General features: G+C 69.7%; 18 protein-coding genes and 1 pseudogene. 3 read left to right on the plus strand and 16 right to left on the minus strand.

What is annotated here, in order from left to right:
* Positions 1–38: 38 nt before the first annotated feature.
* The 9 genes and pseudogenes from ACWD04_RS01860 to ACWD04_RS01900 form a co-directional block, all read right to left on the minus strand.
* Positions 39–1,667 (minus strand): peptide ABC transporter substrate-binding protein, encoded by a 1,629-nt coding sequence (locus tag ACWD04_RS01860; protein WP_451127017.1) that lies wholly within the window; start codon positions 1,665–1,667, stop codon positions 39–41.
* Positions 1,668–1,823: 156 nt separating this feature from the next.
* Positions 1,824–2,966 (minus strand): ABC transporter ATP-binding protein, encoded by a 1,143-nt coding sequence (locus tag ACWD04_RS01865; RefSeq protein WP_451127020.1) that lies wholly within the window; start codon positions 2,964–2,966, stop codon positions 1,824–1,826.
* Positions 2,959–4,017: an ABC transporter ATP-binding protein gene (locus tag ACWD04_RS01870; protein WP_451127022.1), complete on the minus strand. Its 1,059-nt coding sequence runs from the start codon at positions 4,015–4,017 to the stop codon at positions 2,959–2,961. The genes ACWD04_RS01865 and ACWD04_RS01870 overlap by 8 nt, the downstream gene beginning before the upstream one ends.
* Positions 4,018–4,028: 11 nt before the next feature.
* Complete coding sequence (locus tag ACWD04_RS01875; protein ID WP_451127024.1) at positions 4,029–4,976, minus strand: ABC transporter permease; 948 nt, start codon at positions 4,974–4,976, stop codon at positions 4,029–4,031.
* On the minus strand, positions 4,969–5,901 hold the full coding sequence (locus ACWD04_RS01880; RefSeq protein ID WP_451127026.1) for an ABC transporter permease: 933 nt from the start codon (positions 5,899–5,901) through the stop codon (positions 4,969–4,971). Before ACWD04_RS01880 ends, ACWD04_RS01875 begins: the two co-directional genes overlap by 8 nt.
* A 167-nt stretch (positions 5,902–6,068) precedes the next feature.
* Positions 6,069–7,703, minus strand: coding sequence for a peptide ABC transporter substrate-binding protein (locus tag ACWD04_RS01885; RefSeq protein WP_451127028.1), 1,635 nt, complete (start codon positions 7,701–7,703; stop codon positions 6,069–6,071).
* A gap of 683 nt (positions 7,704–8,386) precedes the next feature.
* Positions 8,387–10,261 (minus strand): translational GTPase TypA, encoded by a 1,875-nt coding sequence (typA, locus tag ACWD04_RS01890; RefSeq protein ID WP_451127030.1) that lies wholly within the window; start codon positions 10,259–10,261, stop codon positions 8,387–8,389.
* A 334-nt stretch (positions 10,262–10,595) separates the two neighbouring features.
* Positions 10,596–12,806 (minus strand): ABC transporter family substrate-binding protein, encoded by a 2,211-nt coding sequence (locus ACWD04_RS01895; RefSeq protein ID WP_451127032.1) that lies wholly within the window; start codon positions 12,804–12,806, stop codon positions 10,596–10,598.
* A 181-nt stretch (positions 12,807–12,987) separates the two neighbouring features.
* Positions 12,988–13,157: pseudogene (locus tag ACWD04_RS01900) on the minus strand (hydrolase); the annotation flags it as partial.
* A gap of 254 nt (positions 13,158–13,411) precedes the next feature.
* Between ACWD04_RS01900 and ACWD04_RS01905 the strand changes: the two are divergent.
* Positions 13,412–15,517, plus strand: coding sequence for a TPM domain-containing protein (locus tag ACWD04_RS01905; RefSeq protein ID WP_451127034.1), 2,106 nt, complete (start codon positions 13,412–13,414; stop codon positions 15,515–15,517).
* A gap of 79 nt (positions 15,518–15,596) precedes the next feature.
* Entirely contained in the window at positions 15,597–16,310 is a 714-nt protein-coding gene (locus ACWD04_RS01910; protein ID WP_451127036.1) for a PspA/IM30 family protein, read from the plus strand.
* 32 nt (positions 16,311–16,342) lie between these two features.
* On the opposite strand, the gene ACWD04_RS01915 is transcribed toward ACWD04_RS01910, so the two are convergent.
* The 7 genes from ACWD04_RS01915 to ACWD04_RS01945 form a co-directional block, all read right to left on the minus strand.
* A complete protein-coding gene (locus tag ACWD04_RS01915; RefSeq protein WP_451127441.1) occupies positions 16,343–18,913 on the minus strand; it encodes a SpoIIE family protein phosphatase in 2,571 nt (856 codons plus the stop codon).
* Between the two features lie 191 nt (positions 18,914–19,104).
* Positions 19,105–19,542, minus strand: a complete 438-nt coding sequence (locus tag ACWD04_RS01920) for an ATP-binding protein (protein ID WP_451127443.1) — start codon at positions 19,540–19,542, stop codon at positions 19,105–19,107.
* Positions 19,543–19,692: 150 nt separating this feature from the next.
* A complete protein-coding gene (locus ACWD04_RS01925) occupies positions 19,693–20,097 on the minus strand; it encodes a (deoxy)nucleoside triphosphate pyrophosphohydrolase (RefSeq protein WP_451127038.1) in 405 nt (134 codons plus the stop codon).
* A gap of 44 nt (positions 20,098–20,141) precedes the next feature.
* Positions 20,142–20,324: a hypothetical protein gene (locus ACWD04_RS01930; protein ID WP_030123731.1), complete on the minus strand. Its 183-nt coding sequence runs from the start codon at positions 20,322–20,324 to the stop codon at positions 20,142–20,144.
* Between the two features lie 370 nt (positions 20,325–20,694).
* Positions 20,695–21,012, minus strand: a complete 318-nt coding sequence (locus ACWD04_RS01935) for a hypothetical protein (protein ID WP_451127040.1) — start codon at positions 21,010–21,012, stop codon at positions 20,695–20,697.
* Positions 21,013–21,201: 189 nt separating this feature from the next.
* Positions 21,202–21,954 (minus strand): GntR family transcriptional regulator, encoded by a 753-nt coding sequence (locus ACWD04_RS01940; protein ID WP_451127042.1) that lies wholly within the window; start codon positions 21,952–21,954, stop codon positions 21,202–21,204.
* 261 nt (positions 21,955–22,215) lie between these two features.
* A complete protein-coding gene (locus ACWD04_RS01945) occupies positions 22,216–22,698 on the minus strand; it encodes a cupin domain-containing protein (protein WP_451127044.1) in 483 nt (160 codons plus the stop codon).
* A 90-nt stretch (positions 22,699–22,788) separates the two neighbouring features.
* Here ACWD04_RS01945 and ACWD04_RS01950 point away from each other — a divergent pair, with 90 nt between their 5' ends.
* Positions 22,789–25,374, plus strand: coding sequence for a glycosyl hydrolase family 65 protein (locus ACWD04_RS01950; protein WP_451127046.1), 2,586 nt, complete (start codon positions 22,789–22,791; stop codon positions 25,372–25,374).
* Positions 25,375–25,414: the final 40 nt, after the last annotated feature.

Raw genomic sequence — 25,414 nt, forward strand, 5'->3', positions numbered from 1 at the left:
CGGTGCGGTATGCCGCACCGGCCACCGGCTTCAGGGGGTCACTTGACCTTGATCTGGTCGTACACCGGGACGCTGAAGGGGTTCAACGAGACGTTCTCGACCCTGTCCGAGTAGCCCGCGCTGCCGTTCTGGTACCAGAGCGGGATGACGGGCATCTGCTCGACCAGGACCTTCTCCGCGTCCTGGAAGGTGCTGACCGCCTTGGCCTTGTCGCTCTCCGCGTTGGCCTCGTCGACCAGGTCGTCGAACTTCTGGTCGCTCCACTTGCCGTCGTTGGACGGGGCGTTGGTGTAGTAGAGCGGCTGGAGGAAGTTCTGGATCAGCGGGTAGTCCATCTGCCAGCCGGCCCGCCAGGCGCCGGTCAGCTTCTGGGTGGAGACCTGGCTTCGGAAGTCGGCGAACGTACCGACGGGTCCGCCCACGCACGCCTTGTTGTTCCCCATGACGTTGTTGATGCTGTTGCACACGGCGTCGACCCACTCCTTGTGGGAGCCGGTGTCGGCGTTGTACGAGATCTTGAGCCGGCCGCCGGGGATGCCGCCGCCCTCCTCGATCAGCTTCTTGGCCTCCGCCTTGTCGTACTCGCACGCGGGGCCGCACAGGCCCTTCTTGAAACCGCCCTCGTCGCCGAGGACCGGTGAGGTCCAGTCGGAGGCGGGGGTACGGGTCTTCCGGAAGATCTGGTCGGTGATCTGTTCACGGTTGATCGCCATCGAGAGCCCCTGACGGACCTTGGTCGCACCCGGGGTGTTCCATGCCTTCTCGTAGAACGGGAAGCCCAGCGTCTGGATGATGCCGGCCGGGGTGTTGATGTACCGGTCGCCCAGGTCCGCCTCGACGTTCTTGAGCTGCGAGGCGGGTACGTCGTCGACGAGGTCGAGGTTGCCCGCGGTCAGGTCGGTGTAGGCGGTGGTGTTGTCGGTGTAGACCTTGAGGTCGATGCCGCCGTTCTGCGCCTTGTCCCCGCCCGGGTAACCGTCCCACCGGCGCAGGTTCATCGACGAGCCCTTGGCGTACTGGTCGACGGTGTAGGGACCGTTGCCGACGGGCTTGGAGAGCCAGGCGTCGTGGTCGGTGTAGAAGACCTCGGGCAGCGGCACGAAGGCGTTGTAGCCGAGAGTGTCGGGCCAGAGCGAGAACTTCTGCGACAGCTTGACCGTGAAGGTCGTGCCGTTGACCACCTTGAGGCCGGAGAGGGTGGTGGCGGACGCCGTGCCGGACTCGGGGTGCACCGTGTCATAGCCGTCGATGTACTGGAAGAAGTAGGCGTTCTTCTGGTTGTTCTTCAGGGCGGCTCCGTAGTTCCAGGCGTCCACGAACGACTTCGCGGTGACCTTCTCGCCGTTGCTGAAGGTCCAGTTGTCCTTGATCGTGACGGTGAAGTTCTGCGAGTCCTTCGTCTCGATCTTCTCGGCGATCTCGTTCCGGGCCTCGCCGGTTTTGGGGTCGTAGCGCACGAGCCCGCGGAAGACCATGTCGAGGACCTTGCCGCCCTGGACCTCGTTGGTGTTCGCCGGCTCCAACGGGTTCTGCGGGTCTCCCCAGGACGAGCTCACGATCCCGTCGGCCCCACCGCCGCCACCGCTGTCCCCGCCGCCGCAGGCCGTGGCCGCCAGGGCGACGGCTACGGCGCATGCGACCCACCTGGCCTGTGTGGCTCCGCGCATGGAGTGCCTCCTAGGGTTCCCTTATATGGCTCAGTGCCTTATATCACCCCATTTGACACTGCGTCGCATGTCGTTGTCCGCCGTACGGGCTGCCGCAACGCGAGGACGCCCGGCCCCTCGCGAGGGGCCGGGCGTCCTGGTCGAGCCGATCGGGTGCTACGCCGCGTGCACGACGTCCTTCTCCTCGGCGAAGTGGCACGCCGACTCATGCGCCGCCGGCGTGTCCGAGCCCTTGAAGCGCTCGGGAATCGCCAGCAGCGGCATCTCGGTGGCGCACTTGTCCTGGGCCTTCCAGCACCGCGTGCGGAAGCGGCAGCCCGACGGCGGGTTCGCCGGCGACGGGACGTCACCGGAGAGGATGATCCGCTCGCGGCCGCTACGGGCCTCGGGGTCCGGGACCGGGACCGCCGACAGCAGCGCCTGGGTGTACGGGTGCGTCGGGTGGTCGTAGATCTCCGTGTCCGTACCGATCTCGGCCATCTTGCCGAGGTACATGACGCCCACCCGGTCCGAGATGTGCCGGACGATCGACAGGTCGTGCGCGATGAAGAGGTAGGAGAGGTTGAACTCGTCCTGGAGCTTCTCCATCAGGTTGATGACCTGCGCCTGCACCGACACGTCGAGCGCGGAGACCGGCTCGTCGCAGATGATGATCTCGGGGTTGAGCGCGAGGCCGCGGGCGATCCCGATGCGCTGGCGCTGGCCGCCGGAGAACTGGTGCGGATAGCGGTTGATGTACTCCGGGTTCAGACCGACGACGTCGAGGAGGTCCTGGACCTTGCGGCGACGCTCGCCCTTCGGGGCCACCTCGGGGTGGATCTCGTAGGTCTCCCCGATGATGTCGCCGACCGTCATACGCGGGTTCAGCGAGGTGTACGGGTCCTGGAACACCATCTGGATGTTGCGCCGCACGGCCTTCAGCGCACGGCCGGACAGCTTGGTGATGTCCTGGCCCTTGTAGAAGACCTCACCGGCGGTGGCCTGCTCCAACGTCATCAGGAGCTTGGCGACCGTGGACTTGCCACAGCCGGACTCGCCCACGATGCCGAGGGTCTCGCCCGCGTACAGGTCGAACGAGATCCCGTCCACGGCCTTGACCGCACCGACCTGCTTCTTGAACAGGATGCCCTGGGTCAGGGGGAAGTGCTTGACCAGGTTGCGTACCTGAAGGATGGGCTCGCCCTGCGAGACCGGCGCGTCGATGGCGGCGACCGCCGCGTCCTCGGTCGCCGCGTCGACCGCGGTCACCTCGGTGACGTTGGGGGTGGCGTCCGCGGGCTCCTTGCTGATGTCAGCCATGGAGCGTCTCCTTCCAGAAATGACAGGCGCTGTGGCGGCCGACCAGTTCGGTGCCGTCCGTACCCGTCACCGGCAGCAGCGCCGGGATGTCCGTACGGCAGATGTCCTGCGCCATCGTGCAGCGCGGGTTGAACGCGCAGCCCGAGGGCACGTGGAGCAGGTTGGGCGGCAGCCCCTTGATCGCGTACAGCTCCTGGCCCTTCTGGTCCAGGCGCGGGATCGACGCCAGCAGCCCCTTGGTGTACGGGTGCGCGGGCGCCTTGTAGATCTCGTGCACGGGCGACGTCTCGACGATCCGGCCCGCGTACATCACGGCGATCTTGTCGGCGACGTCCGCGACGACGCCCAGGTCGTGCGTGATCAGGATCAGGCCCATGTTGTACTCGCGCTGCAGCTCCGCGAGGAGGTCCATCACCTGGGCCTGGACGGTCACGTCGAGGGCCGTGGTGGGCTCGTCCGCGATGATCAGGTCCGGTTCCAGGGCAAGCGCCATCGCGATCATGATGCGCTGGCGCATACCGCCGGAGAACTGGTGCGGGTAGTCCGACACCCGCGCCGCGGCGGCCGGGATCTTGACCTGGTCCATCAGCTCGATGGACTTGGCCTTGGCGTCCTTCTTGGACATGCCCTGGTGCACCCGGAACATCTCGCCGAGCTGATAGCCCACGGTGAGCACCGGGTTCAGCGAGGAGAGGGCGTCCTGGAAGATCATCGCGATCTTCCGGCCCCGGATCTGACGGCGTTCCTCGGCGGACATCTTGAGCATGTCCTGGCCGCGGAAGAAGATCTCGCCCTTCGGGATCTTGCCGGGCGGCATGTCGAGGATGCCCATGATCGCCTGAGCGGTCACGGACTTGCCCGAGCCGGACTCGCCGAGGACGGCGAGCGTCTCCCCGGCGTCCACGCTGTAGTTGACCCCGTTGACGGCCTTGGCCACGCCGTCCCTGGTGTGGAACTCCACGTGCAGGTCACGGACTTCGAGCAGCGGGCCGACGTGGTCGTCTCCCGAGCGCGCGGACGGGACCTCTGCGGTCTTGTCGATGGTGGTCACGTGCGCCCTCCTTATCGCGTCTTCGGGTCGAGGGCGTTACGGACGGCTTCGCCGAGCATGATGAACGCCAGAACGGTGATGCTGAGCATGATCGACGGGTAGATCAGGATGTGCTGGGCCACCCGGATCTGGCTCGAACCACCGGAGATGTCCATACCCCAGGAAACGGTCGGCGGGGCCAGGCCGAGACCCAGGTAGGACAGGGTCGCCTCGGCCGAGATGTACACACCGAGCGAGATGGTCGCGACGACGATCACCGGAGCGAGGACGTTCGGCAGGATGTGCCGGAACAGGATCCGGGTCGTACCGGCTCCCAGCGCTCTGGCCGCCTGGACGAAGTCCGCCTGCTTGACCGTGATCACGGCGCCGCGCGTGACACGGGCGATCTGGGTCCAGCCGAGGAAGGCGAGGGCGAAGACGACCACCCAGATCGTCCGCTCGGTGAACGCCTGCAGGACGACCATGGCGCCGAGCAGGAAGGGCAGGCCGAGGAAGATGTTGGTGAATCCGGAGAGCACCGCGTCCACCCGGCCGCCGAAGTAGCCGGCCAGCATGCCGATCAGCCCGCCGAACAGGGTCACCGCGAGGGTCACCGAGACGCCGACGATCACCGACGCGCGGGTGCCGTAGATGACACGCGCGTAGACACTGCGGCCCTGACCGTCGTAGCCGAACCACTCGGGCGATCCGATCTTGCTCAGCTCCGGCTTGCCCAGGAAGTGGTGCACCAGGTCACCCGTCGTGGGTGAGGCACTGGTGAACAGGCCCGGGAAGGCCGTGATGAGGAGCAGGATCAGGATCAGCGCCGCGGAGACCAGGAAGTACCAGTTGCGGCGCAGGTCCTGCCATGCGTCGCCCCAGAGGCTGCGGGCCTGCTCCGCCTTCACGGCGGCCGAGGGGTCGGCGAGGGGCGCCTTGGCGTCCTGGGGCGCGGGAGCGGTCTTGGTCACATCAGGCATACCGGATCCTCGGGTCCAGGACCGCGTACAGCAGGTCGACGACAAGGCTCATGAAGAGGTAGACGAGCACCAGGATGGTGACCAGTCCGACGAGGGTGGTGCCCTCGCGCCGGACGATCGACTCGAAGATGGTGCCGCCGACGCCCTTCACGTTGAACAGGCCTTCGGTCACGACCGCTCCGCCCATCAGGGCCCCGAGGTCGGTACCGAGGAAGGTGATGACCGGGATCAGCGAGTTGCGCATCAGGTGCACACCCACGATGCGGCGCTTGGGGAGCCCCTTGGCCACGGCCGTGCGCAGGTAGTCCGCCCGCAGGTTCTCCGCCATGGTCGTACGGGTCAGCCGCGCGACGTATGCGAGCGACAACGACCCGAGCACCACGGCCGGGGCTATCAGTTCACCCCAGGTCGCCTCGTTCGAGACGTTCGGCGCGATCCAGTCGAGCTGGAAGGCGAACACCGACTTGACGATGAATCCGAGGACGAAGACCGGGATCGAGATGATCAGCAGCGTGAAGATCAGGACGACGTTGTCGGTCAGGCGGCCGGCGCGCAGACCCGCGGCCATGCCCAGACCGATACCGAGGACGATCTCGAGGACGAACGCCATGGCGGCGAGCCGCAGCGTGACCGGGAACGCGTCGCCGAGGACGTCGGTGACGGGGCGTCCGCTGGCTATCTGGGTACCGAAGTCGAAGTGAAGGACGATGCCCTTCATGTATTCCCAGTACTGCACCAGGATCGGCTGGTCGAGGCCGAGCTTGTGACGCATGGCCTCGAGGGTCGCCGGGTCGGCGCCCTTGTCCCCGAAGAGTCCCCGCACGGGGTCGCCGGGCAGTGTGTAGACCATCAGGAAGATCAGCAGAGTTGTCCCGATGAAAACCGGGATCATCTGGAGCAGTCGTCGTGCGACATAGCGCCCCATCGTGCCTCCATGTAATAGGCAAGCGGCAGCCGACGGGCCCTCCCCCGGCGCCGACACCCCCTCAGGGACTGTCAGCGGCGTGGAAGGGCCCCCCGGCCACGGCTGCGGGCTCGTGCGGGACCGACGTCAGTTTCGGTCCCGCACCGGCCCACGGACTACGTCGGTCGTTACTTGGTGACCTGGATCTCGGTCAGAATCGGGTCGCCGTCCTGCGCGTACTTCACGTTCTGGACGTTCTCCGAGTAGCCGGCGTTGACCTTGTAGTACCAGAGCGGGATGGTCGGCATGTACTTGACCAGCTCCTTCTCGACCTCCTGGTACCCCTTGACGGACTCGTCCAGGGAGGGGGCGGAGTCCGCGGCCTTGATCTTGGCGTCGAGGTCCTTGTTCGAGAAGAACCCGTTGTTACCGGCGGCGCCGGTACGGAACAGGTCGCTGATGAAGTTGGCGTTGACCGGGTAGTCGAGCACCCAGGCGCCGCGGTAGAACGACTTCACCTGCTTGGCGTCACGGGCGTTCAGGTCGGCCTGGAAGTCGGCCTTCGAGTCGCCGGCGCACTTGACGCCGGTGGCCTGGGTGATGCTGTTGCAGACAGCCTCGACCCATTCCTTGTGGCCGCCGTCGGCGTTGAACTGGATGAAGATCTCGTTGCCGGGAACACCGCCGCCCTCCTTGATGAGGGCCTTGGCCTTGGCCGGGTCGTACGTGGTCACGTCACCGGCGACGTTCTCCTGGTAGCCGAGAACGCCCTTGGCGACCCAGCCCGTGGCCGGCTCGCGGGTGCCCTGGAGCACCGTCTTGGTGATCGTGTCCCGGTCGATGGCCATCGACAGACCCTGGAGGACCTTCGGGTCGGTGTCCTTCCACTGGTCGGTGTACATCGCGACACCGAGCGTCTGGATGGCGGAGTACGCCTGGTCCACGGCGCGGTCACCGAGGTCGGCGCGGTAGACCGGAAGGTCCTTCGGGCCGATCTGGCGGAGCACGTCGACGTTGCCGGACTTGAGGTCCTCGTAGGCGGTCTCGAGGGTGGTGTAGTTCTTGAAGAGCACACCACCGTTCTTCGCCTTGTCGAGACCCTTGTAGTCGTCGTTGCGGACGACCTTGATTTCCTTCTTGTGGTCCCAGCTGACGAACTTGTACGCGCCGTTGCCGACCGGCTTCTCACCGGCGGCCTTCGGGTCCGCGTAGAAGGACTCGGGCAGCGGGGAGAAGACCGTGTAGCCGAGCTTGTACGCGAAGTAGGGCACCGCGCTGCCGAGCTCGATGGTGAAGGTGTGGTCGTCAACAACCTTCAGGCCGGACATGGTGTCCGACTTCGGCTTCGCCTTCTCGTCCTCCGGGTGGACGTCGGCGTAGCCCTTGATGTCGGCGAACCACGAGGCGTTGGTCTGCGCGTTGGTGATGGTCGCGGCCCAGTTCCACGCCTTGACGTAGGACTCGGCGGTGACGGGGGTCCCGTCGTGGAACTTCCAGTCCTTCTTGAGCTTGACGGTCCACAGCTTCGAGTCGGTCGTCTCGACCGACTCGGCGTTGATCATCTCGAGCTTGCCCGCAGGGTCGTAGTCGACGAGCTGCGAGAAGACGGCATCGGTGACGATGCTGCCGTTCGACTCCATCGTGTTGGCCGGCTGCAGCGGGTTCTGCGGCTCACCGACCTCGACCGAAAAGATGCCGTCGGGGTCAACGGCGCCCTTGGCGCTCTTGTCGCCGTCGCCGCTGTCGCCGCCGCCGCAGGCAGTCGCGGCCAGGGCGATGATGGCCGCTCCCGCGACCCACTTGGCGCTCTTGGCACCGCGCATGGGTTTCCTCCTCATGAGTCCACTTTTGACTACAAGAGGGGCACTGGAGAGATCGACCGACACCCCTGACGGTGATCTGTTTCAGTGCCCCGAGTGTGCTCGTGAGTCCGCACTCCCCACAATGCGACGACCCATTGACCCGAGCTCAATGGAGCCAACTATTAAGTAACACCGGGCTGTAAACCACACTTAAAGGGTCTCGGTTTGACAACATCGAGGAGGGCTGGTTGCCCGAAATCCGGACAAAGCGATCCCAGACAGACACCCCCGAAACGGACCGTTAACACATGTTCCGGAGAGCGACGCCCGATATCCGGACACTCCGCCCCTGAAATCGCCTTGACTTCCGGAGGGCCGAGCGTCTCGATGAGGCCCCCCCCCCGGAACGGCACGTGGCGGCCGCCGAACCGGGGTTCGGCGGCCGCCAAGGGTGCGTCCTGCGAGTCAGGGGCGAGCGAGAGCCCACACCTGCGGCGAGCGCGACCGTCACGGCCGCACCCCCCACCACGGCGGTGATCCGATCCGCTATGCGGATACGTCCGCCCTTGAGCCGGACCCAGTGTCCAGGAGGAGCTGAGAAAGCGTGACCCGGCTGGTCGACGTCGACAGCAACTCCCCGAGTGGAACGGGGCACATCCCATCCACTCGGGCCAACTCCGGGACGTCGGTCGGCCGGAGCCAGGTCAGCCGTTCTTCGCGCGCGAGGCCGAGCGGCCACGCTGCTTCTGGTCCAGGACGACCTTGCGGATACGGACCGTCTCCGGGGTCACCTCGATGCACTCGTCGTCGCGGCAGAACTCCAGCGACTGCTCCAGCGACAGCTTGCGGGCGGGCACCACGTTCTCCGTGGTGTCGGCGGAAGCCGCACGCATGTTGGTGAGCTTCTTCTCCTTGGTGATGTTCACGTCCATGTCGTCGGCGCGCGAGTTCTCGCCGATGATCATGCCTTCGTAGACCTCGGTGGTGGCCTCGGTGAAGATGACACCGCGCTCCTGGAGGTTGACCATCGCGAACGGCGTCACGACGCCCGCGCGGTCCGCGACCAGCGAGCCGTTGTGACGGGTACGCAGATCGCCGAACCACGGCTCGTGGCCCTCGAACAGGGAGTGCGCGATGCCCGTGCCACGGGTCTGGGTCAGGAACTCCGTACGGAAGCCGATGAGGCCGCGGGACGGGACGATCCACTCCATGCGGACCCAGCCCGAACCGTGGTTCGTCATCGTCTCCATACGGCCCTTACGGGTCGCCATGAGCTGCGTGATGGCGCCGAGGTGCTCCTCCGGCGAGTCGATGGTCATGCGCTCGATCGGCTCGTGCGTCTTGCCGTCGACCTGCTTGGTGACCACCTGCGGCTTGCCGACGGTGAGTTCGAAGCCCTCGCGGCGCATGGTCTCGATGAGGATCGCCAGCGCGAGCTCACCGCGGCCCTGGACCTCCCAGGCGTCGGGGCGCTCGGTCTCCAGGACGCGGAGCGAGACGTTACCGACGAGCTCGCGGTCCAGACGGTCCTTGATCTGCCGGGCGGTGACCTTGTGGCCCTTGCCTCCCTTACCGACGAGCGGTGAGGTGTTCGCACCGATGGTCATCGAGATGGCCGGCTCGTCGACCGTGATCAGCGGCAGCGCGATCGGGTTCTCGGTGTCGGCCAGGGTCTCGCCGATCATGATGTCCGGGATACCGGCGATGGCACAGATGTCGCCCGGGCCTGCCTTCTCGGCGGGCTTGCGGGTGAGTGCCTCGGTCATCAGCAGCTCGGTGATGCGCACGTTGGACATCGTGCCGTCGCGCTTGATCCACGTGACCGTCTGGCCCTTGCGGAGCTCGCCCTGCTCGACACGGCACAGCGCGATACGGCCGAGGAAGTTGTCGGCGTCCAGGTTGGTGACGTGCGCCTGGAGAGGGGCGTCCTCGTCGTACTCCGGGGCCGGGACCGCGGACAGGATCGTGCTGAAGAACGGCTCCAGGCTGTCGCTGTCCGGCGGGACGGTGCCGTCCTCCGGCTTGGTCAGCGAGGCGACGCCGTCCCGGGCACAGGCGTAGACGATCGGGAACTCGATCTGGTCCTCGTCGGCGTCCAGGTCCAGGAAGAGGTCGTACGTCTCGTCGATGACCTCGGCGATCCGGGAGTCCGGGCGGTCCGTCTTGTTGATGCAGAGGATGACCGGCAGCCTGGCCGTCAGCGCCTTGCGGAGCACGAAACGCGTCTGCGGGAGCGGGCCCTCGGACGCGTCGACGAGCAGAACGACGGCGTCCACCATCGACAGGCCGCGCTCGACCTCACCACCGAAGTCGGCGTGGCCGGGGGTGTCGATGATGTTGATGGTGATGACGTCGCCGCCATCCTTCGGGTGGTACTTGACGGCCGTGTTCTTGGCCAGGATCGTGATGCCCTTCTCACGCTCCAGGTCGTTCGAGTCCATCATGCGTTCGTCGAGGTTCTCGGCGGCGTGCGCGGCGAAGGCGCCCGCCTGCTTGAGCATGGCGTCGACCAGCGTGGTCTTGCCGTGGTCGACGTGGGCGACGATGGCTACGTTACGGATGTCGTGGCGCGTGGGCATGGGTGGCTTGCGCTTCTCTCGGATCGTGGGATCAGGCGTCTCAGTCGGTCTCGAGTCCTCGTACGCCCGCCGGGCGGCACGCCACGGCTAGTCCAATGGTACGGGCCCGATGGGTCCGGGGCTTCCCGGGCCGATCCGCAGGACACGGCTACAGCCACAATTCAGCCGATATTCAGCTGGTATTACGCCATCGTCCAGCCGCTGGGCAGCCGGACGGCAAGGGGTGTGAGAAGACGAGCAGCCAGGGTCCGGGCAGACACGAGCCTGCCCGCCGGGAGCTCCGGCGGGCAAGGGACTTGAGCTGCATCTGAGCTTTGCATGTGGCTTTGACCTGCTACTTCTTCCGATTCGCGGGAGAACCTGCCGCTTGCCGCCCGGTGAAACCGATGTCCTCGTAGCGGGGCGCGGCGAAGCCGAAGGCCCCGACGTTCGCCAGCTTCTTGTCGACGGCGACCAGCTGTGGCCTCTGATACAGCGGAATCGATCCTGCGGCAGCCCAGATCCGTGCGTCGGCCTGCTTCAGCAGGTCCCTCGACGCGTTGGCGTCGAGTTCGGAGAGCGCCCGGTCGAAGAGCTGGTCGACATGGTCCGAACCGACCCGCGTGTAGTTCTGCTCGACGAGCAGCGAGCCGTCGGTGGCGGGCTCCGGCTTGGCGAAGATCGGACGGCCGTCGGTCGCCGGGTAGGCGGTGGCGGGCCAGGAGTACAGCGCCATGTCGTAGTCACCGGAGGCGATGTGGTCCCTGAAGTAGCTGTCGTCGTCGACCTTGGTGACCTGTGCGCTGATGCCGATCGAGTCCAGCATCCCGACGATCTTCTTCCCTACGGTGCGCAGCGCCTGCGACCCGGGGCCCGAGGGCAGGACGAAGCGGAGAGTCAACGGCTTGCCGCCCTTGCCGAGGCGGTCCTTGGCCGGGGCGGGGGCCGGTGCCGCCGTTCCCACGGGAGCGTAGGCGCCCGCGGCACCGCCGGGCTGCTCCTGAGCGGTGCTGTCGGCGTCATCGGCGGAGCGGTCACCGGGCTTCTCGTCGCCGACGACGTACGTCCCCTCGTCGCGCGAGGCGTGGTCGTCCTTCTCGGCCTCTTCCGCCTTGCCGGCTCTGTCCTCGGCTGCCTTCTTCTCTGCGGCCTTCTTTGCGGCCTCGCTGCCCGCCTTGGTGTCCTCGGTCTTACGGACGGCACCGCCGGGCGTCCATCCCGCATCGGCCAGCAGCGCCCGCGCTTCCTTGGTGTCCCGCTCGCCGAGCGCTCCGCTGCCGTCCCTGTACCCGGGCTGCCCGGCCAGGGCGAGGTGGCTGCCGGGCGGCTTCGCGGGCAGGCCGAGCGGCTTCAGCACGGTGTCGGCGAGCTCCTGCCGGTCCAGGGTGCGGGCGATGGCGCGGCGCACCCGGTCGTCGGAGAGCGGCCCTGACTCCCCGTTCAGCGCGAGCTGCGTGTAGGCGGGCTCCAGGGACTTGCGTACGGCGAAACCGCGCAGCGACTTCTGCTCGGCGGCGTACACCGCGACCGCTTCCCGGTTCTTCGCACGGGCCGCCTGCGCCGTCTCGGCTGCCTCCTCGTCCGAACCGTGGGCCAGTGCCCAGGACCGCAGGGCGGCGGCCGGGGTGATGTCGGCTCCCGGGCCGTGGGCGGGTGGCTGGCCGTTCCCGCCGCTGTAGCGGGCGGCACGGGCGATGCTGTTCGCCGTCGCCGGGTCGATGTCGGCGACGTCCACCATGCCCTCCGCCAGCGCCTCGGTGCGGTCCGTCGGCTCGACGGCACGGAAGACCAGGGACTCGAGCTTTGCCTTGTTGCCCCACCAGCGCGGGTTGCGGTCGAGCACGACCGTTCCCTTGTCCTTGTTCACGCTGCTCAGCACGAACGGTCCGGCGGTGTTCTTGAGGGCTGTCCTGGCGCCGTCGTTGAAGGTGCCCGGAGACCCGGTCACCTCCTTCGGGTACAGCGGCGAGAAGAGCGAGCGCCAGTCGGCGTACGGCTTCGAGAACGTCACCCGGACCTGCAGGTCGTCCTTGCCGCGTTCGATCTTCTCGATCCGCTCGTACCCTGCGTTGCGCGCGGTCCAGAAGGCCGAGTCCTCGCCTCTCAGCGCGCGCCACTGGGCGACGAAGTCGGGGGCGCCGATCTCCCGGCCGTCGCTCCACACGGCCTGTTGGCTGAGCTTGTAGAGGACGACCTGCTTGGGCTCCCGCTCGATGACCTTCGCCGACTCCAGGTAGTCCGGGTTGAGCCTGGGTTCTCCCCGCGCGTCCATGGGGAAGAGGGTGGGCAGCAGGGCGCCGGTGATCCGCGTGGTCGCGCTGTCGGCGTCGGCCTGGAAGGCGTTGAGGGTGGCGGGGACCGCGTCGATCGCCCAGGTGAGGGAGGAGCCCTCCGTCACCCTGTACCGGGCGGCCGGGGCGATGTCCTGCGGGGCGGCCGCGGAGGTGGGGCCCTCGCTGTCCGAGGTGCAGCCCGCCAGTACCGGGATCGTGAGCACACCTGTTGCCAGGAGCGCGACCGAGCGGCGCTTTCGGGCCGTCGCGCGTGGGACGCCGACGTGGGCCATGGCTGATACCTCCGGGGCCGGCCCGGTCCACCCCGTACCGGAAGGGACCGGATGATGCGTTCTGGTGGCATTTGCAGTTGATCAGACTGACTCGCTGATTCACTGAAGGCACCCGCACGCGCGGGGGGAGGCAGGCGTGGCCGGTGGGGCCGCAGAAGTCACCCGTGCGGCCCCGGTTCCGTCACCGGCCCGGCGGTGGTCGGCGCAGGAGCTCGACGACGGCGGCAGTGGTGTCGGTCTCGCCGGGCCTCGGGAAGATCTTCTCGAGGCCGTTGCGGTGGGCGTCGGCTCCAGGTCGGTGACCGCGTCCGTGGCGATGGTGACGTGGTAGCCGTGCTCCTGTGCGGTGCGGTGACGCCACCGGTGCCGTGGAAATAATCGTGGTGGTGACCGGGTTGAGCAGGGAGCCCATGAGCAGCGGCGCGGTGAGCCGCGCACCGACGTCGCCGAGCGGTGCACGGGTCGCACTCCGCTCGGCATGCGCCCGAGGGTTCCCAGTCCCCCGGCCCCGGGGACCCTCACCCGACCCGGTGCAAACGGCCGCCGACCGAGCGGAACGTGCCGGGTCGCGGGCGGAAGTGGGCGGACATAACCTCCCACATGTGATGCCGCCTGCGAGCCGTGCCGGGATGCCCCGGCCTTCGATACCCGGCAGGATGCTCCTCGCCGCCCTCACGGCGGTGCTCTGGATCGCCCTGCCGGGCACCCCTGGCTCCCGGGCCGAGGACCCCGTGACGCTGCCCCGTGACGGGCAGATCACCGACGAGGCGGGAGCGCTGGGCGACCGTGAGCCACAGACCGAAGCCGCTCTCGACCGTCTGTTCGCGGAGCGGCAGGTGCAGCTGTTCGTGGTGTCCGTCCGTGACTTCTCCGTCCGCGACTTCTCCGGCCGCGACGCGCGGACCTGTGCCGACGGGACCACGAACCGCAACGGCTTCGGCCAGGAGGACGTGCTGCCGGCCGGGGCCACGCACGACCGGGAGTACGCCTGCTCCGTCGACCGGGGATCACTCCTCACCGACCCCCAGCTCCAGGACGTGGCGAACACCGCCGTCGAGCCGGCTCTCCGGCGGAACGACCGGGCGGGAGCCGCGATCGGCGCCGCCGACGGCTACGCCGCGGTGCTCGCCGGTGCTCCCGTCCTGACGCCCGCCATCACCCCCGGCACGGCGGATCCCGGGAGCGCCCTTGGCAGTGGAGCCTCGGCCGACCTCATCGTGCCCCTCACCGTGGTCGTCGTCGCGGGGTCGGTCGCCGCCTTCGCCTTCGTCCGCCGCAGGCGGCGTACGAGGACCCGGACGACGCCGGCGGCCGGCGGCTGGGGCGATGAGGCCGGAGAGACGGCCGAGCCGCCGGTTCCGCTTCCGGAACTCGACGCGCGGGCGAAGGGGGATCTGGTCGACACGGACGACGCCATACGCACCAGCGAGGAAGAACTCGGCTTCGCCACGGCACAGTTCGGCGAGGAGTCGGCGGCTCCGTTCGCCGCTGCCGTCCAGCACGCCGCGACCGAACTGACGGCGGCCTTCCGGCTGCGGCAGCGGCTGGACGACGCCTTCCCCGAAGACGACGTGACACGGCGCCGCATGCTCGACGAGATCATCAGCCGTTGCGCGGACGCCAACGGGCGACTGGACGCCGTGTCCGAGGACTTCGACCGGCTGCGCGCCCTCGAACGGACCGCCCCGCAGGCCGTGGCGACCGCCGAGACCACCTTCCGCGAGCTGATCGCACGCGTCTCCGCCTCGGAGACGGCGCTCGGCGCGATGCGGGACCGGTACGCCGGGTCGGCCGCCGCCCCCGCGGCCGGGGACGTCGAACAGGCCGAGGACCGGCTGGTCTTCACCACCTCCGCCCTCGACCACGCGCACCGGTCCGTGGACAGCGGTGACAACGCCCGGGCCGCGGTGTACCTCCGCGCCGCCGAAGGGGCGATCAAGCAGGTGTCCACCCTGGTGGACGCGGTCGACCGGCGGGCCGGGGAACTGGCCGAGGCGGCGGACCAACTGCCGGGGGCGCTCACCGTGACGGAGACGGACCTCGCCGACGCCAGAGGCCTGCTCGACGGCACCCCGGAGGGTGTGCCGACCGCCGGTCTGCAGGGCAGGGTGGCCCGCGCCGAGGCGGTGGTCGGCGACGTGAGGAGGAAGCTCGGCTCCGGCCGGTACGACCCCGTCGACGCGCTGCGCAGGGTGGAGAAGGCCGACGCGGCGCTGGACGAGGCGCTGGCCGGAGCCCGTGAGCGGGAGCAAGGCAGCCGACGGACGCGTTCGCTGCTCGACCAGGCGATGCTCACCGCGCGGGCGGCGATCGGTGCCGCCGAGGATTTCATCAGCACCAACCGGGGCGCCGTGGGCAGTCAGGCACGCACCCGGCTCGCGGAGGCCCAGCGGCGGTGGGAGGGGTCCGGGGAGCTGTCCTCGGCGAACGACCCTCAGGGCGCCCTGGCCGAGGCACAGCAGGCGGACGCGCTGGCCGCACAGGCGCGGAGCCTGGCCGAGCAGGACGTGCGCGGCTATCGCGACCAGGACGGCTTCGGCGGTCCGCGCGACGGCGGCGGGACAGCCGGCGCCGTGCTGGGCGGCATCATCCTCGGCGGGCTGCTCGGCGGCGGGCGGGGCGAGGCCGTGGGGGGAGGTTTCGGGGGTGGTCCGGGCAGTTTCGGCGGCGGGGGGACCCGTGGCCGGCGGGGCGGCGGAGGCCGCTTCTGACATGGGTGCGGGGCGTGTCACGCCGGACACCCCTTTCGTACGACGGGACTTCACGAGTTCTCGCACAAGGAGAGGTGCCATGACCAAGCAGACCGTCCTCGGCCGCGTCACCCAGCTGGCGCGGGCCGACATCAACGCCCTGATCGACCAGGCGGAGGATCCGCAGAAGATGCTGGATCAGCTGATCCGCGACTTCACCGCCGACATCGCGGAGGCCGAACAGGCGGTGGCCACCACCATCGGCAGCCTCAGGCTGCTGGAGGAGGACCACCGGGAGGATGTCGACGCGGCCCGGGAGTGGGGCCAGAAGGCGCTCACCGCCAGCAGGAAGGCCGACGAGCTGCGGGCCGCGGGCTCGGGCGTGGACGCCGACACGTTCGACAACCTCGCCAAGGTGGCGCTGGGACGGCAGCTCCAGTCGGAGCAGGGGGCGAAGACGACCGAGCCGGTTATCGCCTCGCAGACCGTGGTGGTGGACAAGCTCACGTCGGGTCTCGACCGTATGAAGAACAAGCTGACCCGGCTGAAGTCCGAGCGCGACGAACTGCTCGCGCGCGCGGCGTCCGCGCAGGCGCAGAACCCGATGAAGGACGCCGTGAAGAGCATCGATGTCATGGACCCGGCGAGCGAGCTCGGCCGCTTCGACGACAAGGTGCGGCGCGAGGAGGCGAAGGCGGTGGGCAGGCAGGAACTCGCCGCGTCCTCCCTGGACGCCCAGTTCGAGCAGCTGGACGGCCTCGGGGACAGCGCGGAGATCGAGGCCCGGCTCGCCGCGCTGAAGTCCGCTCCCTGACCGAGGGCCACCTCATGACAGGCCTGTACCCGTCAGTACATGCTCAGCAGCTGCTCCACGGAGAGTTCGGCGGCGGGCGCTCCGCCGGGCAGCGCCAGCTCGAACCACACCGTCTTGCCGCGCGGAGTGCGGCGCGACCCCCAGGCGCCGCTCAGTAGTCCGACCAGTTGCAGCCCGCGCCCGCCCTCGTCGGTGTCGCGTGCGCGTCGCCGCCGCGGCTGGACGAGCCCCGCGTCCCACACCTCGCAGACGAGCGTGCGGTCCCGGAGCAGCCTGAGCTGGATCTCACCCTCGCCGTAACGCAGCGCGTTGGTGACCAGCTCGCTGACGAGCAGTTCGGTGGTGTCCACCAGGTCGTCCAGGCCCCAGGCGGTGAGCTGTGCGCGGGTCAGCTCACGGGCCCGGGCGACCGACCGGAGCTCACGCGGAAGCGGCCAGTCACCCACCGCGTCCGGGGCGAGACCCTGGATACGGGCCATCAGCAGGGCGATGTCGTCCTCGCCGTGCCGGGTGTCGAGGGTGGTCAGCACGTGGTCGCAGACGTCTTCGAGGGTCTGTGACCTCTCGGTGAGGGCCTGCCGGAAGGCGTCGAGGCCTTCGTCGAGCGGATGGTCGCGGGACTCGACGAGCCCGTCGGTGTAGAGGGCGAGGAGCGAGCCCTCCTTGAGCTCCACCTCGACCTCCTCGAAGGGTTCGCCGCCGACGCCGAGCGGCATACCCGGCGGTACGTCGAGCAGCAGGGCGGCCTCGCCCGGCTCGGCGACCACAGGGGGGAGGTGGCCGGCGTTGGCGAAGGTGCACCGCCGGGTGACCGGGTCGTACACCGCGTACACACAGGTCGCCAGATACACCTCGGCGAGGTCGGCCTCGCGTGACTTGTGGGCGGCCCGTGAGGGCCACTGGGCGCCGCCGCCCGCGCCGAAGCCTTCGCTCCGCCCGCCGCCGCCCGGGGTGCCGAGGCCGCGGGCGACCTCGTCCAGGGCGGAGAGGACCTCGGCGGGTTCCAGGTCCAGGAGCGCCAGCGTGCGTACGGCGGTCCGCAGTTCGCCCATGGCGACGGCCGCCCGCAGTCCACGGCCCATCACATCGCCGACGACCAGGGCCGTGCGGTGGCCGGGGAGTTCGATCACGTCGAACCAGTCGCCGCCGACCTCGGTGGCCGTGTTGCCCGGAAGGTAGCGGCAGGCGATGTCCAGGCCCGCCGCCTCGGGGTCGCCCGGCGGGAGCAGGCTGCGCTGGAGGATGAGCGCCCGCTCGTGCTCGCGGCGGTAGAGGCGGGCGTTGTCGATGCAGACGGCGGCGCGGGCCGCGAGCTCGGTGGCCAGGGCCCGGTCCCGCTCGCCGAAGGGCTCGCTGCCCTTGGCCCGGGAGAACTGGACGAGGCCGACCACGACGTCGTGCGCGACCATCGGCACGGCGAGGGTGGAGTGGACGAAGCCGCTTCCGTCGCCGGGCACGTCCGTGACCCGGCCGGTGCGCAGGGCGACGGCACAGGGCGAGTGGAACGGGTAGCGGTGGACCGAGCCGAGCACGGGCGGGCCCGTGGCCCCGGGGATCTCCGCGCCACCGCCGGCGGAGATCCCCGGGAGGGCGTCGGACACGGCGCTGGCGTGGGCGACCCGGCGCAGCTCCGCGGAGCCGGTGCCGGTTTCCTGGTGGTGCCTGCCCCAGCTGCCCGGCGAGGCCTCCTCACCGGTGAGCAGTCCTTGGTAGAGATCGACGGAGGCGAGGTCGCAGAAGCCGGGCACGGCGACGTCGAGCAGTTCCCTGGCGGTGGTCTCCAGGTCGAGGGAGTTGCCGATGTGCGCGCTGGCCTCGTTGAGCAGGGCGAGATTACGGCGGGCGCTGGCCGCCTCGCGGGCGGCGATGTGCCGTTGCGTGACGTCGGTGGCGAGTCCGGCGATGCCGATGGGACGCCCGGAGCCGCTGTGCACCCGGTAGAGGTTCATGGACCAGTGGCGGCGGCCTGTGGTGCCCGGGGGGGTGCCGACGAGCTGGAGATCGGTGACGGCGTCGCCGGTCTCCAGGACACGCTTGAGCGTGGCGGAGAGACGTTCGGCCTCGGGTCGGGCCAGGTAGTCGGCGACCGTGCGGCCTCGGTGGTCGTCGGCCACACCCCCGAAGACGGTGGCGAACCGCTCGTTGGCCCGCACGACGGCGAAGTCGGTGCCGAAGAGGACGAAACCGAAAGGGGATTGGCCGAAAATCGCCTGTGAGGCAGCAAGGTCCGTCTCGATGCGCCGCAGCGCCCGGACGTCGACGACGATGCAGAGCGCGGCGCGTTCACCGGTCTCCGTCTCGCTCGGCATGACATAGATCTCGGCAAGCCCACGGACGGCGTTCTCGCCCGGGATCCGGAACGGGACGAGGCCCGTCCACTCCTTGCCGTCCAGGATCTCGCCGATCCCCCGACGGGCGTCGGGACGCACGCCGGCGGGCATGAACGCCTCGACCGGGTCTCTCCCCACCACCTCTTCGGAGGTCATGCCGAAGAGACCGGCGGCCCGCCGGCTCCACTGCTCGATAAGACCGTCGGCCCCGATCGAGAATGAGGCCACCTGCATGTAGTCATATATCGAGCCAGGCGGGCTGCTCTGCCACATGACGCCGCCCGCCGTCCCAGGTATCTCGCTCACGCGACCGTCCCCTCCAGCTCACACACCGGACCGGTCCTGCCCGCAGTATTCAGCACTACGGGCCTCACCGGCACGGCGTTCACGATCACAGCACGGTCTCAGTCCCTTTCAGCCAGATCCTGCCCGACCTCCGGTGATCGCTTTCGTCCCTCCCACTCCTAACCAGGCAGAGCGAGCTCGAACCACACGGTCTTGCCACTCTTTCCGCGCCGGGTCCCCCAACGACGCGCGGAACGAGCAACGAGCTGCAGTCCGCGGCCACTCTCGTCCTCGGGTCCGGCAGTACGTTCGGTGGGCGGATCCGGAACCGGATCGGAGACTTCCACCAGCAGCCCCCGCCCCTCGGACTGCGTGTCCGGCCCCTCACCATTGGCATGCGGCCACCTCAGCCGGACGCCGATGGGGCCCGAGGCATAGCGCAGGGAATTGGTGACCAGCTCACTGACGAGCAGGACGGCGACATCGCCCACCGCCGCGTCGAACCCCTCCTGGTGCAGTGCGTCACGGACCGCATGCCTGGCGCTGCGCACGGAACCCGGCACCGCCGGAAAGCTCCACTCGGCACAATCGCCTTCGGTATCGGTCACGCCGATCACTTCCCAGGGCCGGCAGCGGGGGCGCACCCTGTCCACAGGGTCACATCGGCACATACCCGATCTTCAGCGCAACCTACCGCCGGCAGTGCTCTACGGGGCGTACGGGTGCAGAACCCCGGCCGAGCCGGTGCCGGCCGCTCGCGGTGCCGCTCAGGTCCGCGTGGCCTCCCGCAGTCGGCGCACGGCTTCGGCCACGGCGGGGCGGTCCTGGTCCAGCCAGTCGACGGTGTCCGTCTCCTCCGGGGCGAGCCAGCGCAGCTCGTCGTGGGCCTCCAGCGGGCTGGGCTCACCCGCCAGCAGCCGGACCGTCCACACCCTGAGCACATAGCCGGGTTTCAGCGGCCACTCCCCCGGGATCCGCTCCAGAGGCTCCGCCTCCACGCCGAGCTCCTCCCGGAGCTCCCGTACGAGCGCCTGCTCGCCGCTCTCGCCCGGCTCCAGCTTGCCGCCCGGCAACTCCCAGCGCCCGGCCAGCTCCGGCGGGGCGCTGCGGCGGGCGGCAAGGAGCCGCCCACCGTCGCAGACGGCACCGGCCACCACTACGGAATCACTCATGCGCCGGAGCGTAGCCGGTGACCCCTCCCCGGTCGGGGCCCTGCCTACGGGCGCGCGCTCCGGCTCGTTCGCTCCACCCAGTAGAGCTGCTCGTGCCCATGACGGTCCAGGCCGTCCGCGATCTTCTGCGCCTCGTCCTGCGTCGCGTAGCGCCCGACGCGGTACCTGTTGCCGTTGTCATCCTGCCTGATCACCAGCCAGGGGAGCACTGCGCCGCTGTCCGTCACGATGTTCCTCCCCAGCATCCCGCCCCTCTCCCCACCGACGTGCACGCCTCTAAGGATCCCCAGGAAACCGCAGTACGCATATGCCCGAGCGTACGCCTGACCTTCACTCAGCGGAGGCATGTTTACACAAAGAGATACGCATCCGGCCACACCAGAGGGGGCGCATCCTCCGAACGCGCCCCCTTTCGTCGGCGGACCGACGCCCTCTCCGGCCGGCCTGCCGGTGTCTGCGCCACTGGCATCGGGGTCAGCGCCGGGCGGCCGCGGGTTCCTTCCGGCAGACGTCTCCGCATTCCGCGCCCAGCCGCGAACAGCGAACAGATCGGTCGGCGTAGAGGTGGACGCGCCTGAACTCGACGTAGCGCGGGGCTCAGCCAGATTTCCTTGTTGATGACCGGGTCGGCGCAGCGTCCGCGATCCAGGCGGTGCCCACGTCGGAACAGGAGCCCGGCAGCTTACCGAGGGCCGCGGACATGTTCATCTCCATCAGCGGCAGCGCGATGGAGAGGCCGAGGTCGAGGAAGATGTGCCGGTCCCGGCCCGGAGGTTTGTGCGTGATCCGGGAGAAGGGGTTCGACCAGGACAGCGAGCCGCCGTCGGCGTCGGTCACATTGATCTTGATCCGGGACACGACCACGATGACGGCCGCCGCCGGAAGCGCGAGCGAGCCGAGCCACGGCTTCAGCACCTCGAGCCGGCTGCGGTGCGATCGACTCCGGCGCGTGCGGCCTGCCGAGCGCGTCCAGCGCGACGAAGACGGCGCGGGATCGTCGACTCCGCGCCACGGGCGCCGGACAGGCCGTCGCTCCCAGCGGTCATCCCAGCCGTCCTCGCCGTCGCCACGGTTGCCCGGCTGTCGCCCCGGCCGTCCGGGCGGTCACTTGACCGGCAGGTGGTAGGCCATCCGGTAGCGGTCGGCGGGGACGACCACGTCGGCCGTCTCCACCGCCATCCCCGACGCGTAGTACGTCCGCCCGACCACGATCACCACGTGGCCGGGCACGCCGCCGAGCGCCAGGAGCTCCTCCGCCAGCCCCGGGCGCGCACCGACCTCCTCCGCCACGTTGTCCACGACGACATCGATCGCCGCCATGCGGTCGACGACGCCGCAGCCGCCGAGCGGGCCCTCCTCCGGCAGCATCACCGGAGTGCGTCCCGTGACGGCCAGGGGCTCCCAGGACGTGGACAGCATCATCGGCTCGCCCGCCTCCCGGAAGACGTACCGCGTACGCATCACCCGGTCACCCGGCTCGATCCCGAGCCGCTCGGCGATCTCGGGGCTCGCCGCCTCCTGCTCGCTGCGGGATTCCCAGGTCCCCCGCATCCCTTCCGCCGCTTGCTCCTGCCGGAACGGGCTGGCTCCCCCTCCCGGCCGGTAGCCGGAACGCTCGATCCGGCGCGGAACCGGACGCGCGCGCACATAGGTGCCCGAGCCCGACCGCCCCTCGACGAGCCCCTCGGCCATCAGCACCTTGCGCGCCTCCAGCGCCACGGTGTCCGAGACCCCGTACTCCTCGCGGATGCGCGCTTGCGACGGCAGGCGGGCATGGGGCGGCAGCGCGCCGTTGACGATCTTCTCCCTGAGATCGCTCGCCACGCGCAAATAGGCGGGCTGCTCACCGAAAGCCACGGGCCACTCCCAACAGGTTGACAGACAGCAACAGCGTCGCAACCGTGGGTTGAGTACCGCAAGCGCAGGCCAGAGTTTCACTCGAAGTGATGATTCCGCACCCACCTGCGCATACCTGACCCAAGCGCGCGCCAGGCACATCCCCGACCGGACGACGGCGAGCTGATGACCGCGGTCGCCCGGGGGCTGCGCCGTCGCCAGCCGGCAGCCGATGTGACCGTGCGGGGCGACCACGCCCCGCACGGTCCCACGCACCCGGAGTCAGTCCGTCCAGTACGTGTCGTGCTTGATGAAGAACTCCGCCCGCTCCTTCTCCGGCCAGTCGGAGACCTGCCCCACCTTCTCGAAGTACTCCTCGCGGGGTGCTCCCGGCGTGAAGAGCAGCAGCATCGAAGCGGGATAGTCGGAGTCGTTGCGAAAGGCGTGCAGGCCGCCCTGGGGCACGTACAGGAAGTCGCCCGCCGTGGCGTCGATCCACCGCTCGCCGTTGTAGATCCGCACCGTTCCGTCGAGGATGAAGAACGACTCCGAGATCGACCGGTGGAAGTGCTCGGCCGGGCCACCCGCCCTGGGGCCCATGTTGATCCGGTACAGCCCGAATTCGCCGTGCGTCGACTCGGTCGTGGCCAGGTAGTGCGTGCTGCCGCCGCCGCGTGTCAGCAGATTCGGGGCGGTGCCGGCCGGGCGGTACTCCGCATTGATCTCGCCCGCGCCGTCCGTGTAGACGGGTTCCGGATACGACATGCCGCTCTCCTTGCCGCCGGTCCTGAACCGGTCCGCTCGCCCCGCGCGCCGGTACCGCACCGGCGGCATGGTCTTCCCTACCTTCGTACGGTGAGCCTCAAGCGCATCTCAGTTCTCGCGCCCCTGATCGCGGGCGCTCTCACCCTCCCCGTGCCGCCGCTCTCGTACGCCGCCGGGCCGGCCCCGGCCCCCGTGTGCGGCAGAGCGGAATCAACCTCCGACACCTCGTGGGCACCGGCCTCCACGACCTTCGGCGAGGCCGAGGGATACGACCCCTATGTCGGCAACGGCTACCTGGGCCACCGGGTGCCCGCCACGGGCGCCGGTTACGCCGCCACCGGCGAGAAGACCGGCTGGCCCCTCTACACCCCACGGTACGACGGTGCCTTCGTCTCCGGACTCTACGCCCGCGACAAGGGCCTCGCCGAGGGCCGCGAGGTGATCGCCGCGCTGCCGTCCTGGACCACGCTCGACGTGCGCGTCGGTTCCGAGACGTACGGCCCCGCCACGCCGGCCGGCCGTATCTCGCACTACCGCCAGACCCTCCATCTACGCTGCGGCGTCGTGGTCACCTCCCTTCGATGGACCACGGCCGACGGCCGCGCGACCGACCTGACCTACGAGGTGCTGGCCGACCGCTCCGACGTGCACACCGGCGCCGTACGCCTGCGGATGACCCCGCACTGGAGCGGCACCGCGACGGTCACGGGCCGACTGGACGAGCGCGGGGCACGCCGGGTCACGGTCGGCGGCGACGGCACGTTCCGCACGCTCGGCACGGGCACGAAGGGGGCGATCGCCCAGCGGGGCACCGACGGCGCCCGCACCACCCGGGTCCGGGCAGGCCGCTCGTACACCTTCGAGAAGTACGTCGGCGTCGACACCGCCCTCACCTCCCGCACCCCGCTCGCGGCCGCCCGGGCGGCCGCGAAGCGTGCGGAGCGGCGTGGCTGGTCCGGGGTCCTCGCCGGCAACGCGAGGGCATGGCGTCAGGCATGGGCTTCCGATGTCAGGGCGCCGGGCAGCCCGGATCTGCAGGCCTGGCTGCGCGCCGCGCAGTACGGGCTGCTCGCCAACACCCGGACCGGTTCCTCGGACAGCATCGCCCCGGCAGGGCTGACCAGCGACAACTACGCGGGCATGGTGTTCTGGGACGCGGAGACCTGGATGTACCCGGGGCTGCTCGCCACCCGCCCCGAGCTGGCCCGCTCCGTCGTGGAGTACCGCTACCGCACCCGGGGCGCCGCCCGCGCGAACGCCGAGAAGCTGGGCTACGAAGGGCTGTTCTATCCCTGGACGAGCGCGAGCAAGGGGCGCCTGGACTCCGAGTGCCAGAGCTGGGACCCGCCGCACTGCCTGACCCAGAACCACCTTCAGGGCGACATCGCCCTCGCCGCCTGGCAGTACTACCTCGCCACCGGTGACCGCACCTGGCTCGCCGACCGCGGCTGGCCCCTGCTGAAGGGCGTCGCGGACTTCTGGCAGTCCCGCGCCACCGCCAACAGCGACGGCAGCTACTCGGTGCAGAACGTCGCGGGCCCCGACGAGTACAGCAACGGGGTCACGGACGGCGTCTTCACCAACGCGGTCGCGGCCACCGCCCTGCGCAACGCCACCCGCGCCGCCGCGCTCCTCGGCCACCAGGCGCCCTCCGGCTGGACCCGGGTCGCCGACGGACTGCGCATCCCGTACGACGCCGAGCGCAAGATCTTCCTCCAGTACGCCGGCTACAACGGCTCCACCATCAAGCAGGCCGACACGGTGCTGCTGGTCTACCCGCTGGAGTGGCCGATGGCGGAGGGCGCCGCCGCGGCGACGCTCGACTACTACGCAGCTCGCACCGACCCGGACGGCCCCGCGATGACCGACTCGGTGCACGCGATCGACGCCGCCGCGATCGGGGAGCCGGGCTGCGCCACGTACACGTACCTCCAGCGCGCCGTACGCCCGTTCGTCCGGGGTCCGTACGCCCTCTTCTCCGAGGCGCGGGGCGAGAAGTCCGGCGCCGAGGACCCGCTCTCGGGCTTCCCCGCCGAGGACTTCCTCACCGGTAAGGGCGGCTTCCTCCAGGTCTTCACGCACGGACTGACCGGGCTCAGGCTGCGCGAGGACGGCGTACGTCTCGACCCGCTCCTGCCACCGCAGCTGCGCGAGGGCGTCGAGCTGACGGGGCTGCGCTACCGGGGCCGTACGTACGACATCGCCGTCGGCCCACGGACGACCACCGTCCGGCTCACGGACGGCGAACCCTTCACCGTCCACACCCCGGCGGGCCCGCGCCGGCTCTCCGTCACCCTCACCCTCCCCACCCGCCGCCCCGACCTCACCCCGACGTCCGACGCGGCCCGATGCCGCCCGGCGACGGCCACCTCCGAGGCGCCCGGCCTGTACGCCGAGGCGGCGGTGGACGGCAGCCCGTCGACCTCCTGGTCACCGGACGGCGCGACGGGCACGCTGACGGTGGCCCTGCGCGAGGCGACCCGGATCGCCTCGCTCACGCCCCGCTGGACGGACATCGCACCGGCCTCCCACACCCTGGAGACCTCCCTGGACGGCCGCATCTGGCGTCCGTACGAACCGGGCGCCACGGCCCGCCAGATCAGGCTCACGGTTCGCTCCACGGACGCGGAGAAGCCGACGGGAGTGACCGAACTGACCGCGATCGCCCGTGAATAGGCGATCGCGGAGGTGACCCGCCCGCTGACTCGCGGGACCG

The organism is Streptomyces sp. NPDC002911 (assembly GCF_053591835.1).